This is a genomic window from Amycolatopsis sp. NPDC043885 (assembly GCF_056435685.1).
Map to the genome: position 1 here is coordinate 43,695 of NZ_JBWKEA010000026.1, position 18,420 is coordinate 62,114.

Below are 18,420 nucleotides of genomic sequence, written 5' to 3' on the forward strand. Positions count from 1 at the left end.
CCTGATCTTGAACAATGAACTCACTGTGCCACTGCCGTCACAGCATTACCAGAAGCACCACCAGGAACTTACACACCGTAGGCACCATTTCCCCTCAACGGGGGACGACAGACGACCGTTTCGTCACTCGAACGGCCGCCGGTGGATGAGACGTTCCTGACCCGCGTGTCGGCTTGCCAGTCAAAGTGAGCGGGAACGGTCCGGCACCGGGGGGGCGACTTGAATTTAAAAAAGGACGGGCGTACTGTTTGAGGAGACGAACGAGGTGTGCCATCCCGCGTCCGGACCTACGGTGGGGGTGCGCAAGACTCGCTCCCGGCCGACCCGAACGGCCTGGAGAACTCACCGAACTGACCCGCCACTGGAGTTAGAAGTGACCGCACCCGCCAGCAAGGACAGCTTCGGCGCCAAAGACACGCTGAAGGTGGGCGACGCCTCCTACGAGGTGTTCCGTCTGAACAAGGTCGAGGGCTCCCAGCGCCTTCCCTACAGCCTGAAGATCCTGCTCGAGAACCTGCTGCGGACCGAGGACGGCGCGAACATCACCGCCGACCACATCCGCGCGCTCGGCAACTGGGACGCCAAGGCCGACCCGTCGATCGAGATCCAGTTCACGCCCGCCCGCGTGATCATGCAGGACTTCACCGGCGTGCCCTGCGTCGTCGACCTCGCCACCATGCGCGAGGCCGTCACCGACCTCGGCGGCGACCCGGACAAGGTCAACCCGCTCGCCCCCGCCGAGCTGGTCATCGACCACTCCGTGATCATCGACGTCTTCGGCCGCGCCGACGCCTTCGAGCGCAACGTCGAGATCGAATACGAGCGCAACCGCGAGCGCTACCAGTTCCTTCGCTGGGGCCAGGGCGCCTTCGACGAGTTCAAGGTCGTCCCGCCGGGCACCGGCATCGTGCACCAGGTCAACATCGAGCACCTCGCGCGCACGGTGATGGCCCGCAACGGCCAGGCGTACCCCGACTCCTGCGTCGGCACCGACTCGCACACCACCATGGTCAACGGCCTCGGCGTGCTGGGCTGGGGCGTCGGCGGCATCGAGGCCGAGGCCGCCATGCTGGGCCAGCCGGTCTCCATGCTCATCCCGCGCGTCGTGGGCTTCAAGCTCACCGGCGAGATCCCGACCGGCGTGACCGCCACCGACGTCGTGCTCACCATCACCGAGATGCTGCGCAAGCACGGTGTGGTCAGCAAGTTCGTCGAGTTCTACGGCGAGAGCGTCGGCGCGGTGCCGCTGGCCAACCGCGCCACCATCGGCAACATGAGCCCGGAGTTCGGTTCCACCGCGGCGATCTTCCCGATCGACGAGGAGACCGTCCGCTACCTCAAGCTCACCGGCCGCTCCGAGGAGCAGGTCGCGCTCGTCGAGGCCTACGCCAAGGAGCAGGGCCTCTGGCACGACCCGTCGCACGAGCCGGAGTACTCCGAGTACATCGAGCTGGACCTGTCGACGGTCGTCCCGTCGATCGCCGGCCCGAAGCGACCGCAGGACCGCATCGAGCTCACCGACGCGAAGAACTCGTTCCGCAAGTCGATCCACGACTACGTGGGCGGCGAAGAGGTCCCGCACACCAACGTGGACGAAGCCGTCGAGGAGTCGTTCCCGGCCAGCGACCCGGCCGCCCTCTCGTTCAAGGACGAGGGCGCGGTCGACATCCAGTCCGCGGCGAACGGCCACAGCGGCCGCCCGACCAACCCGGTCAAGGTCAGCACCCCCGACCGCGGCGAGTTCATCCTCGACCACGGCGCCGTGGTGATCGCCTCGATCACCTCCTGCACCAACACGTCCAACCCGTCGGTCATGCTCGGCGCGGCGCTGCTCGCCCGGAACGCGGTCGACAAGGGTCTCGCGGTCAAGCCGTGGGTCAAGACCTCGATGGCGCCGGGTTCGCAGGTCGTCACCGACTACTACGACAAGGCCGGTCTCTGGCCGTACCTGGAGAAGCTGGGCTACCACCTGGTCGGCTACGGCTGCACCACCTGCATCGGCAACTCCGGCCCGCTCTCGGACGAGATCTCCGCGGCGATCCAGGAGAACGACCTCACCGCGGTTTCGGTGCTCTCGGGCAACCGGAACTTCGAAGGCCGCATCAACCCCGACGTGAAGATGAACTACCTCGCGTCGCCGCCGCTGGTCATCGCGTACGCGCTCGCCGGCACGATGGACTTCGACTTCGAGGCCCAGCCGCTCGGCAAGGACACCGACGGCAACGACGTCTTCCTGAAGGACATCTGGCCGTCGGCCAAGGAGATCCAGGAGACCATCGACTACGCGATCACGCAGGAGATGTTCACCAAGGACTACGCCGACGTCTTCGACGGTGGCGAGCGGTGGAAGTCGCTGCCGACCCCCGAGGGCAAGACCTTCGACTGGGACGCGGAGTCCACCTACGTCCGGAAGCCCCCGTACTTCGAGGGCATGCAGGCGGAGCCCGCCCCGGTCACCGACATCTCCGGCGCGCGCGTGCTGGCGAAGCTGGGCGACTCGGTCACCACCGACCACATCTCCCCCGCCGGCGCGATCAAGCCGGGCACCCCGGCCGCGCAGTACCTGACCGAGCACGGCGTGGAGAAGAAGGACTTCAACTCCTACGGCTCGCGTCGCGGTAACCACGAGGTCATGATCCGCGGCACCTTCGCGAACATCCGGCTGCGCAACCAGCTGCTGGACGACGTGCAGGGCGGCTACACCCGCGACTTCACCCAGGACGACGCCCCGCAGGCGTTCATCTACGACGCGGCGCAGAACTACGCGGCGCAGGACATCCCGCTGGTCGTCCTGGGCGGCAAGGAGTACGGCTCCGGTTCGTCCCGTGACTGGGCGGCCAAGGGCACGCGCCTGCTGGGCGTGCGCGCGGTGATCACCGAGTCGTTCGAGCGCATCCACCGGTCGAACCTGATCGGCATGGGCGTCATCCCGCTGCAGTTCCCGGCGGGCGAGTCGGCCTCGTCGCTCGGCCTCGACGGCACCGAGACGTTCGACATCTCGGGTATCACGAAGCTGAACGACGGCGAGACCCCGCGCACGGTCCACGTCACCGCGACGAAGACCGACGGCACCAAGGTGGAGTTCGACGCGGACGTCCGCATCGACACCCCGGGTGAGGCGGACTACTACCGCAACGGCGGCATCCTGCAGTACGTCCTGCGGAAGATGACCCAGGCGTAAGCACGGCACACGAAGGCCCCTTTCCCCGCACTTGGGGGAAAGGGGCCTTTCGCGTTCTTCGGTACCGTGCGGGTATGACCACGGGGAGAGTTCAGGTCGAAAACGGCGAATTGGCGTACAAGGCCCGGGGCGATGGCGATCCGGTGATCCTGCTGCACGGCGGGATCCTCGACTCCCGGATGTGGGACGCGGAGATGACGGTGCTCGAACGCCACCACACCGCCATCCGGTACGACGCGCGCGGGCACGGCGAGTCGTCCACGCCGACGGAGCGATTCAGCCACTACGAGGATCTCCGGGAGCTGATGGCCACGCTGGGACTCCCCCGCGCGTCGCTGGTCGGACTCTCCGGTGGTGGCCGGATCGCGGTCGACTTCGCGCTGACCTACCCGGATCTGGTCGAGAACCTCGTGCTCGTCGCCACCGGCCTCAGCGCGATGGTGACGAAGGATCCTTTCGTCTTGGAACAGACCAAGAAGCTCGAAGAGGCGGGCGCTCGGGGCGATCTTTCCGGCGCCATCGAGTGCATCCTGCGCATGTGGGTGGACGGGCCGCGGCGCGCACCCGCGGACGTCGATCAGCGAGTCCGGCGGCTGTGCCAGGAGATGTACACGCAGACGGTAGTCCGGCACGGGCTCTCGGGCTTCACCCTGATGGACGAGCTCCGGGCCATCGAGCGCACCGGCGAGCTGACCCCACGCACCTTGACCTTGGTGGGAGATCTGGATTCCTCGGACATTCTCGCCATCGCCTGCCAGATCGAAAGCGAAGCACGCGACGCCCGGAAACTGGTCGTCCCCGGGGTCGCGCATATGATCAATCTGGAGAAGCCCGCCGAGTTTTCCCGGATGGTGCTGGATTTCCTGGCCTGCTCGTGAGTGGTGAGCTTGATCCTCAAGCAGGGTAAGGCAAACGTGGCGTGCCGGAGTTGGCGGCAGGAGCGGGACTCGCCGAAGAGACACCTTCCCGACTGTCCATAAGGGACAGTTTCTGCGGCGTCAGTGTCCGAGTCGAGCGATTTGTGCGGTTTGACGAGGGGTCCGGTCAGCCCAGTCGAGACGAGGTTTCGGTTTGCCTCTGCGCAGCACGGTGACCTCATGGCGCAGGACCAGCACCTCGACGTTCTCGGGCGCCGACGGGCGGCGAGCAACACCACCAGGCCCACCAGCCGAAAGAAGGTCGGATAGAGCAGACGCAACGACATGGCCGGCGATCATGCCTTACCCGTCGAACGTGCCTGTCACGGCAGGTCGGATGCATGAACCGCGAGAATCCGGCGGGACTACTTCGCTCGGCGGGTCGTCTGAAGGGTGGCGATCGGGCGTTTGTCGGCGGCTTTGAGCGCGGCCTGTGTGCGTTGGCAGAGGGGAAGTTCGCAGGTGGGGATGGGGCTGTTGATCTCCCTGCGCAAGGTTCCGGCCTCGTCCAGCAAGCCGGCCGTCTCTTCCCAGCGGTGCTGTTCACAAGCGATCGCGGCCATCGCCTCGAGCACGCTGGCCATCCGCCACCGGTCGCCTAGTTTGCGGTGCAGGGTAAGGCTTCGTTCAAGGAGCGTGCGGGCTTCCGCCGAGCCGGTCGCGTGGTGTACCAGGCCGAGCAGGTTCAGCGTCCAGGCGATTCCTTCCAGGAATCCGTTGTGCTCGGAAACCGTGTGTGCCTTGGCGAGCAGCTGGAGCGCCTGCGTGTTGTCGCCTCGGTAATGCGCTACCGCGCCGAGATGGATGACCGCGCTGGCGGTCGACTCCGCGTCGCCCAGTTCCTCCGAACGGCGCAGACTTTCCTGCGCCCACGCGACGGCTGAGTCGAAGTCGCCGCGCAGCCATGCGGTGAAGGCGCACAGCTGCAGGGCTCGCGCGATCCCTGGAGCGTCGTCGATGGCTTGGAAGGTCTCCAGAGCGGACCGGTGGTACTCCAGGGCCTGCTGGTAGCTGGCATGTTCCCGGCAGATCGAGCCGAGTAGCAGACGAGTGCTGGCAACGCCGTGCACGTCACCGAGCGACTGGTACAAGTCCAGGTTCTGCTCGGCCAGCTGTGCGGCAGCGTCGTAGTCGCACTGAAGGAAGGTGAGGGTGACCGCCCCGGCGATTGCCTTCGCCCGCAGCGCGGAGGGGGCCTGCCCAGCATGATCCAGAGCGCCCGCCAGCCACTTCCGGCCATCCCCGTAGTGTCCGCGCAGCCGGCAGTACCGCGACAGTGAGCCAGCCAGTCGCAAGACCGGTGCGGGATCGGGATGCGCCATTGTCCAAGTGATGGCAGCTCGAAAGTTCTCGTGCTCGGCGGTCAGCCGGTCCAGCCACTCCACGGCACTCACACCGTCGAGGTGTTCTTCCGCCCGTTCGGCCAGTGCCAGGTGGAATTCGGCGTGTCGTCGCCGCGCGCCGGCCAGTTCGTTCCCCACCAGCTGGACGGCGGCGAACTGGTGGATGGTGTCCAGCAGGTGGTAACGCGCGGCGCCGACTTCCTTGGCCACCAATGACTTCTCTACCAATCGGCCAAGCAGGGCGGCAGCATCGTCGCCGTGCGGCCATAGTGCCGTGACGGCGGATAGCCCGAAACTCCCGGCGAACACGGCAAGCCGCCGGAACAGTGCGCGTTCGTCGGGATTGAGCAGGTCGTAGCTCCACTTGATGGTCCTGTGCAGTGCCCGATGCTGGGGACGTGCGACCTGGCTGCCGGACAAGAGCGTGTGAAAGCGGTCGTCCAGGTGTTCGGCGATCTGCCGGATCGGCAGCGCCGCCGCGCGGGCCGCCGCCAGCTCGAGAGCGAGTGGCAGCCCGTCCAAGCGTGCACAGATCAAGGCCATCTCGTGTGCGGTAGCCCCGTCCGTGCCGATCTGGGCTCCGGCGTCCTGTGCCCGATCGAGGAACAGCCGGACCGCGTCGTAGCGGAGAAGATCTCGGTGGGAATGCGGGGCGCCGGGGTCCGGGGTTGCCAGGGGCCGCAGAGCGTGGATCGTTTCACCCGGCACATGCAGCGGCTCTCGGCTCGTTGCCAAGACCCGTAACTCAGGACAGCTGGGGAGCACCGCACAGGCTAGCTGCGCGCAGGCGTCGACGAGATGCTCGCAGTTGTCGAGTACCAGAAGGAGCGCTTGATCTGCCAGGTGGTCGACCAGGCTGTCGATGATACTGCGACCGCCCTGCTCACTCAGGCTGAGAGCGTCGGCGATCGCCTGCGGTACGAGGTCGGATTCGGCCAGTGGGGCTAGATCTACGAAGCAGACAGGTTGGGCGTGCTGCGCCGCTATGGCCACGGCCAGCCGCGTCTTTCCACAGCCTCCGGGGCCGGTGACGGTGACCAGACGCCGCCGGGCGAGAGACCGCCGCAGCGTCGACATGTCTGCCTCCCGGCCGACAAGGCGAGTGAGCGGCACTGGCAAGCGCCCTCTGAAGCGGTGGCCGGTCACGGTCACTTCCGGAGCAACCGGCTGATCGAGCGAGGGGTCGGCGGTGAGTATGGCTGTTTCGAGCCGGCGTAGCTTCGGGCCTGGTTCGATTCCCAGTTCGTCGATCAATGTGGCGCGGGCGCGTTGGTAGGCGGACAAGGCATCGGCTTGACGGCCCGAGCGGTACAGGGCAAGGATCAGCTGTTCCCACAACTGTTCCCGGAACGGGTGCTGGATGACGAGGAATTCCAGTTCGCCGACTGCGGTGATGTGTTCGCCGAGGGCGAGGCGGGCACTGATCAGGTCCTCTGTGGCGGCAAGTCTGGCCTCGTTGAGCCGGGTTGTCTCGGCACGCCGCCATTCGCCGGGACGGCAGTCGGTCAATGCCTCGCCACGCCACATCTTCAACGCGGCCTGCAGCGACTCGGTTGCCGCTTTGAGGTCTCCTGCGGCCAACGCGTTTCGCCCTTGCGCAGAGAGAGTTTCGAAGCGGATGGCGTCCACCGCGTCCGCGGGTGCGCGCAGTACGTAGCCGGAATCCCGGGTGGCGATCAGATCCGGGAGACCGGCCTCACGAAGCCACCGGCGCAGGTGAGCCAGGTGGCTGTGCAGGGTTTTCGGGGCGGCTGGTGGTCCCGCGTCAGCCCACAACGCGTCGATGAGCGCCCCACGGGTCACCGTCTTGTCCGGCGGCGATGCCAGACGGGCGATCAAGGTGCGTTGTCCCCCACCGTGCAACTCCACCACGCCGCCGGGCCCGAGTACCTCCACCGGCCCCAACAGATGGATCTTCACATTTTCCGGCATTCCCACCCCCACCTGCATCCCCCATCCGCAGGTCAGACACGGATCCGAGAATCATCGATGCTATCCGCTCCGCCGGGAAAGCAAGGGTTTGAACAAGGCCAAAAGCGTCATTTTCGCAAATCGGACAATCGGCTGTCATCGCCCAATGCCTGGATCATCGAAACCCGCCGAGCGAGACCTGGCGGTTTCACTGGACCTCCCCGACGTGACAATGCGGAGCTGAGCGTCCAGGTCGATGCGTGCGAGCTGGAGCCAGGCAAGACGACGTTTCGTGGGGCAGGCCATCACCAACACCGGCACCGGGCGTCACCTCTCCGAGTACGGCCGGGAAACGCGGTCGTGCAATCCACTGGATGACCTGGTCCTTACCGAGGGCACATCTTCATGGGGAAGGAATCGGGTCCGCCAGAGCCCGCTCGACCTCGTCGAGTCTTTCGACGACCGCCACCCGGCCCGGGTAGGCCGTCGCCCCACCCGCTTTCACCTCCCGGCCGGTGACCAGCAGAACCACGGTTTCCAACGGGTCCACCAGACCGCGTTCGACGGCACTTTCCAGCCCGGCCAGGGCCGCGGCCCCGGCTGGTTCGGCACCCACGCCTGCCCGGCCGGCCAAGGTCGCGACCGCGTTCAGCAGGGCGTCATCGGTGACCGCCACCATTTCTCCGCCGCCTCGGCTTACCGCGTCCAGCACGGCATCACCGATGGCCGGGTGTACCACCGCGATGCCGTCGGCGACCGTGGCTGCGGGCTCCAGCTCCGTCTGCCCGGCGGGCGTGCCGAACCAGGCTCGCACCAACGGCTGACAGCGCTCGGCCTGTACCCCGATCAGACGTGGTTGGCGCGCTGCGAGGCCGCAGCTGACGAGTTCGGCGAAGCCCTTGTCGAGCGCCACCAACGTGGGGCCGTCGCCGACCGGGACGATCATCACGTCCGGAACCCGGCGTTCGAGTTGTTCCCACACCTCGAACGCCACCGTCTTCTTCGCCTCGATGGTGAACGGGTTGGCGCCGGTGTTGCGGTCGAGCCAGCCGAACGTGCGGGCGGCGGCCCGGGAGAGCTCGACAGCGGCCGCATAACCTTCGCGCACCTGAAAGACCTGTGCACCGGCCTGCGTCATGAGCGCGAGCTTCCCCGGACGGCAGTCGGTGGACACGAAGATGACTGCCCGCATTCCGGCTGCCGCGGCACCGAAGGCGGTGGCCACAGCCGCGTTGCCGGTGGAGGCTGTCGTGATCGTATCCACTCCGCGCCGCAGCCCGTCTTCGATCACGAGCGCGGTGGCACGGTCCTTGTTGGACGCGCTCGGATTACGCGTCTCATCCTTGATCCATAGCTGCGGCATGCCCAACTCCCGTCTCAGAGCCGGTGCGGGCAAGAGCGGCGTGCCGCCGACCGGCAGCGGGTACCGCACCGGATCATCGGGAACCGGCAGCAGCTTCCGGTATCGCCACATGGTGAACGAACCCGGCCGCCCCCGCGACATCAGCGCGGGGCTGTAGTCGTATTGCAGCCATTCACATCCCGCCAGGTCGGCCGACCCGGTCACGCTGCCCACGTCGTAACCACCCCTCTGTGTGTCAGACTGCCCGGGAACCGGCGGACAGCTCGTCGGCGCCGAGCACATCCTCGCCGTAAAGATCCCGCAGCCAGTTGGTCTGGTAGACGGTGTCGAGGTAGCGCTCGCCGAGGTCCGGGGCGATGGCCACAGCGGTGAGTTCACGCGCGCCGCGCCGGGCCAGCCAGTCCATCGCGCCGCTGACCACTGTGCCGGTGGAGCCGCCGAACAGGAATCCGCTTCCGGCCAACCGATGGCAGGCACGGACGGTGTCCGCCTCCTCGACACGTACCACATCGTCCACATAGGACTCGTCGAGTAGCGGTGGACGGACGCTTGTGCCCAGGCCGGGAATCATCCTGCGGCCCGGCGGACCGCCGAAGGTCACCGAGCCGGCGCTGTCCACCGCGACGACCCGCACCGGCCGGTGCCACTCGCAGAAGTAGCGTGCGCAGCCCATCAGGGTCCCCGTGGTCCCGGCCCCGACGAACAGCACGTCCAGCTGCGGGAACGCGGCCGCGATCGCCGGGGCGGTCCTGCGGTAGTGCGCCTCCCAGTTGCCCGGATTGGCGTACTGGTTGAGCCATACGTACCGGTCGTCGGAGGCGCACAGCGCACGGACGTGGTCGATCCGTGCACCGAGAAAGCCGCCGACGGCGTCCGGTTCGGTGATGACGTGCACCTGGCTGCCCAACGCCTCCATCAGCCGCCTGGTCGACAGGTTGCAGCGGGAGTCGGTCACGCACAGGAACCGGTAGCCCTTGCTCGCCGCGATCATGCTCAGCGCCACGCCCAGGTTCCCGGACGAAGACTCGACCAGGATCGACCCCGGCATCAGGACTCCGTCCCGCTCGGCGGCCGCCACCATCTCGGTGGCGGCCTTCAGCTTGATCGAGCCGGCGAAGTTGAACCCTTCACACTTCAGGAAGAGCGAGTGCCCGAAGATCGACCGAAGATCGACGTAGAGCTCGTCTTCGTTGAAGTCCTGGGGAACGGATATGACCGGCACCTTTGCCCCCTTCATTTGTGTGGCAGCTACTCGGCCGCTCATCCGTACCGGCGCAGCTCGTAAAAGAAGTCGTCGACGACCCGCAACTCGCGGGAGCGGACCACTTCCTCGTAGACGTACTTGCCCACCGCGAGATCGAGCACTCCGAGGCCGAAGGGCGAGAACACCACCGGCCGGTCGGCCGGTACCGTCACCCGCCCGGAGATCACGTCGTCCAACGTGCCGTGCAGGAAGTCCCGGTCGCCCGTGAGCTGTTCGGCCAGATGTGGCGAGGTATCGGCTTTCAGGCAGTGCTCGATGTCGTCGACGATGTTGGTCGAGGCGAGCACGATCTCCGGCGCGAGGTCGCGTAGCGACACGTGCAGCACCAACGGATTGTGTTCGAACCACGCCGGTTCGCTGACATGCGGCTGACCGGCGACGGTGGCGAATACCACCAGGTCGGCCGACCGGATCAACCGCTCGGCGTCCTCGTGCACGACGATCCGGCCGCCGGTGCCCGCCCGCTCCAGGTAACCACGGAAGCCTGCCGCGCTGTCGGCGGACAGGTCGTGCACACCGATCTCGGCGAAGGACCAGCCCGTGCCGGCCAGGAAGGTGTGGATGTAACGGGCGATCAGGCCCGCCCCGAAGAACCCGACGCGCATCGGGCGTCGCCGGCCGCGGGACAGCCAGTCGGCCGCCGACGCCGCCAGCGCGGCCGTCCTGGTGGCGCTGATGATCGAGCTTTCCAGGCAGGCGAACGGGTAGCCGGTGTCGTGGTCGTTGAGGATCAGCACGGCCGAGGCCCTCGGGATGCCGGTCCCCACGTTCTCCGGGAAGCTGGAGATCCACTTCAGGCCGGCCACCCGCACCTGCCCGCCGATCGCGGCGGGCAGCGCGATGATCCTGGAGGACGGACGGTCAGGGAAACGCAGGAAGTAGGACGGCGGGTTCACCGAATCACCGGCGCTGTGCAGCCGATAGGCGGCCTCGACCAACTCCACGATCAGGTTTTCACGCCCCCGCAGCGTATGCTGGACCTGGGCGCCGGAGATCACCGCGAACGATGGCACGGTGATCGGTTCGGTGGCGATCGGTTCGGACATTGCGGGCTCCGTTGCGGTGGAACGGATTGTGGTCATCTTGTGGTCACCTCCACGGTTGGCGAGCAGTCGGCCAGGCGCACCGGGTCGGCCATCGCGACGAGCACTTCGCGCGGTCCCTCGTAGGGGTCTCTGCTGTGCGCGGTACGGATGTTGTCGACGAGCATCAGGTCGCCGGCCTGCCACGGCTCGCGTGCGGTGGTGGCCTCGTAGACCTTGTTGATCAGTCGGATGACGTCCTCGCCGATCGCGTCACCGTTGCCGAAGCGGGTGTTGAACGGCAGGGCGTCGGCGCCATGAACGTCCACCAGGTACTCGCGCACCTCCGGGTCCAGGGTCCACTCGTTGAGGAACGCGATCTGGTTGAACCAGCAGCGTCGGCCGGTGACCGGATGACGCACCACGGCGCTGCGGCGCTGCCTGGTGCGCAGTCCACCACCGGGTTGCCACTCGAAGTCGATCGCGTTGGCACGGCAGTAGCTCTCGACGGCGCCACGGTCCTCGGTGCCGAAGGCTGCGGCGATCGACGCCCCCATCTCGTCGTTGTAGGTGCGGGTGAGCAGCCAGCCCTCCCGCTCGAACCGCTCGACCACCTCGCCGGGCAGCGCCTCGAGCACACTCGGCGAGTCGGCCACCCCAGTGGCTCCGCCGACGGTGGGCGCGCGAAGACAGGCGAACAGCATCAGGCCGGGGAACTCAAGCGTGTAACTCAGTTCGTGGTGCATGCACATCGGCTGGTTCGCAGGCCACGTCGATGACGAGTACACGCCGCCGAAGTAGGTCTTCCGGGATGCGAAGGCCTCCCTCTCGGTCATCAGACCGGTGGGCACCATGACTCGGAAGACGGCACCGATCTCGGCCGCGTCGCACAGCCCGAGACCGCGGAGGAGGACCGAACCGTGCTCGGCGACGACGGCTCGCAGCGCGTCCGAGTGCTCGGCCGCCCAGCTCAGTGCGTCGCCGTTGGCATCGATCCGCAGTATCGGAGGTGTGCCGGGCCGCAAGTCCACGGCGAGCTGTGACGCCCGGGATGAGGACGACATCTCGGTTTCCTTTCAGTTGCCACTCGGGGAAGAAGTCAGCAATTCGACGGCGCTCCGTTCGGACCTGTCGTCGAGGATCGCGGCCAGATCGGTGAGGATCGGATGCCGGGTGACGTCGGTGAGGGACACCGCACGGTCCAGGGCGATCACCAGCCGCACTGCCGACAGCGACGTGCCACCCCGGTCGAAGAAGTGGTCCCGCCGTCCGATCTGGCCGGCCGGGATCCCGAGCACCGTCGCCCACGCGGCCGCCAGCCGAACTTCGGCCGGTGTACCCGGCGCCTGGAAGTCTTTCTTCGTGACGTCGTGGGCGTCGAGTTCTGCGGCGAGCGCCGTCAGCGTTCTCCTGTCGATCTTGCCGTTGGCGGTCAGCGGCAGACCTTCCCGCCAATGGAAGGCCGACGGGACCATGTACTCGGGCAGCGACTCACCCAGCCGGTCCCGTATGACACCGGCCTCGAGTGGCCGCCGACCGGAGTAGAAGGCCACCAGACGCTTGCTCTGGTCGGGCCCCTCGGCGACCACTACGGCACTGTCACGGACTTCGGCCACCCGCGACAAGGCGTTCTCGATCTCGCCGATCTCGATCCGGAAGCCACGGATCTTGACCTGGTTGTCCCGGCGGCCGAGGAACTCGAGCTTGCCCTCCGGCTGCCAGCGGCCGTAGTCGCCGCTCCGGCAGATCCGCTGACCCTCGCGGTGCGGATCGACCGTGAAGACCAGTCGGGTGCGCTCGGGGTCGTTGATGTACCCGCGGCCGACGCAGACCCCGGAGAAGACGATCACGCCGGGGGCGCCCAGCGGCACCGGTGACAGGTTCTCGTCGACGACGTAGACGTGCACGTTGTCGATGGGGCGGCCGAGCGGGACCCGTTCGCCGGCCGGTACCCGGTCCATGACCTCGTGGACGGCGTCGTCCGAGGTCTCCGTCAGCCCGTACGTGTTGACCAGCTTGATCTTGGGCTGGGCCGCGAACCAGCGCTCTACGAGCTCCTTCTTCACGAAGTCGCCGGTGGGCGACACCGTATGCAGGTCCGGCAGTTCGCGGGGGTGCTGCTCCAGATAGGACAGGACGACGTCGAGATATGACGGCACGACCTGGAGCACGGCAGCCCGGCCGTCGGCGATCGTGTCGACGAACCGCTCGATGTCCAGGATCACCTCCTGCTCGACCAGCAGGGTCCGCCCACCGACCAGCAGCGCGGCGACCAGCTGCCACACCGAGATGTCGAAGCACTGCGGTCCGGTCTGGGGGATCACCTCGCCCTCGCGGATCTCCAGGTCGGCGATCTTGGCGTAGATGTGGTTGAGCATGCCCACGTGCTCACACATCGCGCCTTTGGGTTCTCCGGTGGAGCCCGAGGTGAACAGGATGTAGGCGAGCTGGTCCGGCGCGACGTCGATGCCGAGATTCCCGTCGGCATGGTCCTCCTGGTAGGCCGCGTCGACGCTGAGGATCCCGATTCCGGGCAGGGTGTCGAGGGCCGCGTCGAGCGTGGTGGTGCTGCCGCGTTCGGTCAGCACGAGCCCGCACTCGGCGCGGGCGAGCGCGGTCGCGATGCGATCGGCCGGGAAATGCGGCTCCAGGGGCAGGTACACGCCACCGGCCTTGAATATCGCGAGGACGGCGGCCATCCAGTCCAGGTTGCGTTCCATCACCACCGCGACGACGCCTTCGCGGCGCAGGCCCCGCGCCATCAGGGTTCGTCCCAGCCGGTTGGCGCGGGCGTTGAGCTCCCGGTAGGTCCACTGCCGGCCGCCGTGCACGGCCGCGACGGCATCCGGGTGTGCCTCCACTCGCTGCTCGAACAGCTCGTGTACCCGCCTGTCCGGCAGCTCCCGGCGAAGTCCGGCGAGTCCGTTGAGCTGGAGGTCGAGTTCCTCGGCGGACAGCAGGCTCTGCCGCCCGTGCACGGCATCCGGATCGGCGGCGATCAGCGCGAGCGCGGTGCGGTGATAGCCGGCGATCCTGATGGCACAGCCGGCGTCGATGACGTCGGTCCGGTACCGCAACACGAGCTGGCCGCTGTGCCGCGAGATCCCCAACCACAGCACGGTGTTCTCGGCCAGGTCTTGATCGTCACCGGCCGGATCGAGCACGGTCGAGAACGGCGGTTCGGTCAGGCCCAGCTCGCGCCCGAGATCATCGACCGGGAAATCCTTGTGCGACAGAAGTTCCGACTCGGCTCGATAAGTGTCCAGGAGCAACGCCCGCCACGAGCTCGGTTCGGTCGTCAGCCGGCAGGGCAACGGCCGCCCGCCCGCCACGGCGACGTAGCCGGTCGTGACCTCTCGCTCGCCGGACAGCGCGGCGAGCACCTTGGCGTGCGCGGCCAGCAGCACCGAACTGAGCGACACCGCCAGCTCGTCCGCGAGCCGCCACAACGTCGCCATCTCCTCGCCGGGGAGCGGCACCTCGCGCTCGGCGACGCCCGGCACCGGATCGGTGGTCCACCGTGGGATCGCGGTGAACCCGCCCGTGACGAGCACACTCCGCCAGAATTCCCGGCCTGCTTCCGCTGGCGTTTCCATCAGACCTTTCACCTCCGCTCGACGTCGACGTTCCGGCGAACCAGCGGGTCGGCCGAGTTGTCCGGCATCTCCCGGGCCGGGTTTCCGCCCCACCGTGCGCGCTGTGGCATTTCCTCGCCCTTCATGAGGAAGGAGTCGGGGGCCAGCACCGCGCCGTCGCCCATCGTCACGCCGTAGTGGACGAGTGCGCCGGTCCCGATGGTGCAGCCGGAACCGATCGTGGTGCGGTCGGACTTGAGGGCGAAGTCCTCCAGTGAGTGGCACTGGATCGAACTTCCCGCGTTGAGCGTGCAGTCGTCGCCGATCGTCACCAGGTCCTTTTCCGCCATGGTGCAGCCGTCGTCGAAGAGCCTCTTGCCGAGCCGGACACCCAGCAGCCGCCAGGCCACGTTCTTGAGCGGGGTGCCGTTGAGCGCCATGTGCATGTGCCCGGTCATCTTCAGAAAACGTTCCCGCCGCCAGCAATCAACCTGGTAGATCGAGCAGGATGTCGGCCGCGTGCCCCGGAATCCCGTAGCGGCACGTTCGACCAGCGTGAAGTAGAGCACGCCGAACAGCAGGGAAAAGATGAGGGACAACGCGATCGCCGGCGCTCCCCACGAGCCGTAGAGGTCCGTGGCCCAGAAACCGATCAGGGCGAGCACGAAGGCGTAGAACCACCGCGACAGCAGGAGCCAGCCAATGGTGCGGGCGTTGTGCTTGTTCTTGGCCGCGAGACGGCGTGGCAGCTCGGGTCCGGTGGCCAGATGGTGGAACCTGCTGTCCCGCTCGACCGTACGCGGGATCTCGAAGCTGGGCGAGCCCAGCAGACCGACACCTTCCCGGACCTCTCCGTCGATCGGGACCATGACCTTCGTCGCGAGCAGGCAGTTGTCACCGGTCCTGCCCTGCGAGGGATAGACGATTTCGTTGCCCAGGAAGTTGCGTGGCCCGATCGAGGTTCGCGACACCTGGAAGGACGAGCCGGAGAAGTCGGCATTGACGATCGACAGTCCGTCGGCGATCACCGTACCGCTGCCGACGGAGACCAGATAGGGGGTCTCATGCTTCACTTTCTTGCCGAAGTTCGCCCCGGTCTGCACGACCGGAGTGAGGCGATACCCGAGCCGGCGCAGATAGCCGACGATGTAGGAACTGTCCCCGAGCAACTTGATGAAGAACGTCCAGTTGGTCAGGCGCGCGATCGTCCGATGGACGGCGTAGTGGAATCCGTACAGGCGGTAGACCTTGTCCGGTTCGATGGCGAGGTTGAGCATGCGCGGGACGGTCACGACGACGAGGAGGCCGACGAGCGCGGAGCCGAAGAACAGCACGAAGGAGGTCACCAGCGCTGCGCCGTAGAACCTCCAGTTCGTGAAGGCCGACGGCCCTGGCTCGAGCAGCATGGCGAGCACCGGGGACTTGGCGAACAGGAGATCCACGCCGCCGAACGCCAGCGGAGCGTAGAAGAACAGCACGCTCACCAGTTGCAGGACGGTGTAGGCGGCCCTTCTCCCGGTGCCGCAGCCGGCCGGTTCGACCCCCAGGTAATACGCTCCGGTCGGCTGCGCCGGGGACCCGTGCCAGCGCTCGCCGCCGGGCACGGCCTGCCCGGCGTGCAGCGAGGAGGTATGGCCGAGCTGGGCCCCATCGCCGAGCGAGGTCTCGATGTCGAGCACCGCCTTCTCGCCGACGAAAACGTCCTTCCCGAGGGTGACCGCGCCCGTCTGGATCTCGCCGGCGCAGGCCCGGTAGCAGGTAAGGTACGTGTCCTTGCGGATGACCGTGCCGTCGCCGATGGTGAGCAGGTCGGTGCACACCGGCGCATGCCGGGAGAAGATCACGGCACCGCGCCCGACTCTCGCACCCAGCGCCCTCAGATAGAGCACGTAGAGCGGCGAACCGGCGAACAGGACCAGCGGGTTCAGCGTGACCAACGTCTTGACCACCCAGAAGCGGACGTAGGCCAGGCTCCAGATGCGGATCCGCTGGTGCCGCCACCGGCCGATGAGCACCCATTTCGCCAAGATCGGGAGAGCGCACACGCCAACGAAACCCGCGACGCCGGCCAGCGCCATCCGCAGGTAGTCATCGAGCAGGCTGCCATCCCCAGCGGAAATCCAGTCGACGCCTTGCTCGACGGCGAGCGCGGCAAGGTAGGCGTACCCGAGCAGGATCAGAACCTGCAGCGTTCCGCAGAGGACGTACTGCCGTGCGCTGACCGGCGTCGCCACCTCGATGGCCGCCTGGGCCGGCTCGACCGGGGTATCGCTCGATGGCGCGAGCGCCGTCGCCAGGCTTCTGATCGTGGGATGCTGGTAGATGTCCTTTATGGACACTGATGGCAGGTCCCCGTGCTTCCTGACCCGGGCACAGAACCGGGCCATCACCATCGAGTCGGCGCCGAGGTCGTCGAAGAAGTGGCTGTCGACCGACACCCGTTCGACGCGCACGACACCGGCCAGCACCTCGGCGAGAATCCCTTCGGTGCCGGTCGTCGCGTCGGCGCGATCGACGGCCCGATGATCCACTGGCATGTCGTCTCCTTTGAGCAGTACATCGAGAGATGACCGTGCGGGGTTATGACGGACACGCCGGGATCCCGCGCGGGGTGGCTTCCGCGGGCGGGCCGCGCCTCACATTACAAGCGTTAGCGCGCCAAGGGAGGAGCCATTGGAAGCCTTGTCGTCGTACAGAACTTTTTGGTTCGTTCTGGTGACCACTAGAGCGCCTGGCGATTGCGGCGCGCTTGCGGCTGCCGCAGCCGTAGCGCAACCCTGCCTCAACTCGATACCGGGTAAATGGCCCTACGGATCGCGCACGCCTCGTTCGCCAAGGCCCTCACCGCGCCGTGGTGGCCGGCTCTGGCAGAAGCGGCGCGACGATCGGGCTATTGAGGGGTAAGCCAAATGTGCCAGGTCCGTGAAGGCCTCCTTTCCTACCCTCAAGGTAGGAAAGGAGGCCTTCACGGACCTACCGGCTTGAGGCTTCCGGTGAGTGGTCGGTCCAGGTGGTCGTGAGTGGCGATTCGGGCTCTATAACTGCAACGGCAGTTCGGTGAGTGGGTAGCCGCGTCGTTTGTAGTGGCTGAGGCGGGCTTGGTGTTGTCGTCGTCGGCGGAATCGTGACCCGTGCCAGATGTGTTCGGCGGTGTCGGAGACACGCAGGATGAGTTTGGTGAGCAGGCGTCGGATCTCCGGTAGCGTGAACGCGATCATGCCTGGTTCGTCGACACCGATTCCCGTTTTATGGCAAGGGATCTGGTGACGGCGAGCCAGGCGTGCGCGAGCATCGAGAGTGTGATGCGGGCGTACCAGGCTCGGTCACGCCACATTTGACTTACCCCTCAACAGAACCGTCCCTACCACTCACGAGGTCGTCTTCCCGGTGCTCCGGGCGGCGGTCGACGACGCGGCCGAGCGGGCGCAACAGCACGTTGACCCCGACGATCACCACGGTCCCGGCGAGCGCGACGACGTAAAGCCCCGCTCCCGCAAGGGAGCCGACGGCCGCCGAGCACCACAGCGTGGCCGCCGTGTTGAGCCCGCGCACGTTCAGCCCGTCCCGTAGGATCACCCCGGCGCCGAGGAAACCGATACCGGAGACGATCTGGGCCGCGACACGCGTCGGGTCGGCGTCGCCGCTGGTGCTCAGCCCGCCGAAACCGTGGGCGGACAACAGGACGAAGAGGGTCGCGCCGACGGCGACGAGGGCGTTGGTGCGGAGTCCGGCCATCCGGGCGCGGTACTGGCGCTCGATGCCGATGACGGCGCCGAGGCCGACGCCGGTGCCGACCCTGAGCAGCATTTCGAAGGTGTTCATGATTCCGGCTCTTTTCTGGCGT

General features: G+C 67.1%; 10 protein-coding genes. 2 read left to right on the top strand and 8 right to left on the bottom strand.

The features are described from left to right. Positions 1-373: 373 nt before the first annotated feature. Both acnA and AC069I_RS41435 read left to right on the top strand, forming a co-directional pair. Complete coding sequence (acnA, locus tag AC069I_RS41430; protein WP_478228299.1) at positions 374-3,181, top strand: aconitate hydratase AcnA; 2,808 nt, start codon at positions 374-376, stop codon at positions 3,179-3,181. Positions 3,182-3,255: 74 nt separating this feature from the next. Continuing rightward, positions 3,256-4,059: an alpha/beta fold hydrolase gene (locus AC069I_RS41435; protein WP_478267795.1), complete on the top strand. Its 804-nt coding sequence runs from the start codon at positions 3,256-3,258 to the stop codon at positions 4,057-4,059. Between the two features lie 404 nt (positions 4,060-4,463). Here AC069I_RS41435 and AC069I_RS41440 read toward each other — a convergent pair whose 3' ends face one another. The 8 genes from AC069I_RS41440 to AC069I_RS41475 form a co-directional block, all read right to left on the bottom strand. Further along, positions 4,464-7,373 carry an AfsR/SARP family transcriptional regulator gene (locus tag AC069I_RS41440; protein ID WP_478267796.1) on the bottom strand — a complete coding sequence of 970 codons (2,910 nt, stop codon included), beginning with the start codon at positions 7,371-7,373 and terminating at the stop codon, positions 4,464-4,466. A 382-nt stretch (positions 7,374-7,755) separates the two neighbouring features. Beyond that, a complete protein-coding gene (locus AC069I_RS41445) occupies positions 7,756-8,928 on the bottom strand; it encodes a pyridoxal-phosphate dependent enzyme (RefSeq protein ID WP_478267797.1) in 1,173 nt (390 codons plus the stop codon). Positions 8,929-8,950: 22 nt separating this feature from the next. Continuing rightward, a complete protein-coding gene (gene sbnA, locus AC069I_RS41450) occupies positions 8,951-9,937 on the bottom strand; it encodes a 2,3-diaminopropionate biosynthesis protein SbnA (RefSeq protein WP_478267798.1) in 987 nt (328 codons plus the stop codon). Positions 9,938-9,975: 38 nt separating this feature from the next. Next, complete coding sequence (gene sbnB / locus AC069I_RS41455; protein WP_478267799.1) at positions 9,976-11,025, bottom strand: 2,3-diaminopropionate biosynthesis protein SbnB; 1,050 nt, start codon at positions 11,023-11,025, stop codon at positions 9,976-9,978. A 32-nt stretch (positions 11,026-11,057) separates the two neighbouring features. Beyond that, positions 11,058-12,065 (bottom strand): TauD/TfdA family dioxygenase, encoded by a 1,008-nt coding sequence (locus tag AC069I_RS41460; protein WP_478232624.1) that lies wholly within the window; start codon positions 12,063-12,065, stop codon positions 11,058-11,060. 12 nt (positions 12,066-12,077) lie between these two features. Beyond that, positions 12,078-14,597, bottom strand: a complete 2,520-nt coding sequence (locus tag AC069I_RS41465; RefSeq protein WP_478267800.1) for a non-ribosomal peptide synthetase — start codon at positions 14,595-14,597, stop codon at positions 12,078-12,080. An 8-nt stretch (positions 14,598-14,605) separates the two neighbouring features. Continuing rightward, positions 14,606-17,113 (bottom strand): Pls/PosA family non-ribosomal peptide synthetase, encoded by a 2,508-nt coding sequence (locus AC069I_RS41470; RefSeq protein ID WP_478267801.1) that lies wholly within the window; start codon positions 17,111-17,113, stop codon positions 14,606-14,608. 802 nt (positions 17,114-17,915) lie between these two features. After that, entirely contained in the window at positions 17,916-18,398 is a 483-nt protein-coding gene (locus tag AC069I_RS41475; protein WP_478228290.1) for an MgtC/SapB family protein, read from the bottom strand. Positions 18,399-18,420: the final 22 nt, after the last annotated feature.

Excerpts from the sequence above, each read along its gene's own strand:
- AC069I_RS41465 (WP_478267800.1), bottom strand. The coding sequence starts at position 14,597 with ATGGAAACGCCAGCGGAAGCAGGCCGGGAATTCTGGCGGAGTGTGCTC.
- sbnB (WP_478267799.1), bottom strand. The coding sequence starts at position 11,025 with ATGTCCGAACCGATCGCCACCGAACCGATCACCGTGCCATCGTTCGCG.
- AC069I_RS41470 (WP_478267801.1), bottom strand. The coding sequence starts at position 17,113 with ATGCCAGTGGATCATCGGGCCGTCGATCGCGCCGACGCGACGACCGGC.
- AC069I_RS41440 (WP_478267796.1), bottom strand. The coding sequence starts at position 7,373 with ATGCCGGAAAATGTGAAGATCCATCTGTTGGGGCCGGTGGAGGTACTC.
- AC069I_RS41475 (WP_478228290.1), bottom strand. The coding sequence starts at position 18,398 with ATGAACACCTTCGAAATGCTGCTCAGGGTCGGCACCGGCGTCGGCCTC.
- AC069I_RS41435 (WP_478267795.1), top strand. The coding sequence starts at position 3,256 with ATGACCACGGGGAGAGTTCAGGTCGAAAACGGCGAATTGGCGTACAAG.
- AC069I_RS41460 (WP_478232624.1), bottom strand. The coding sequence starts at position 12,065 with ATGTCGTCCTCATCCCGGGCGTCACAGCTCGCCGTGGACTTGCGGCCC.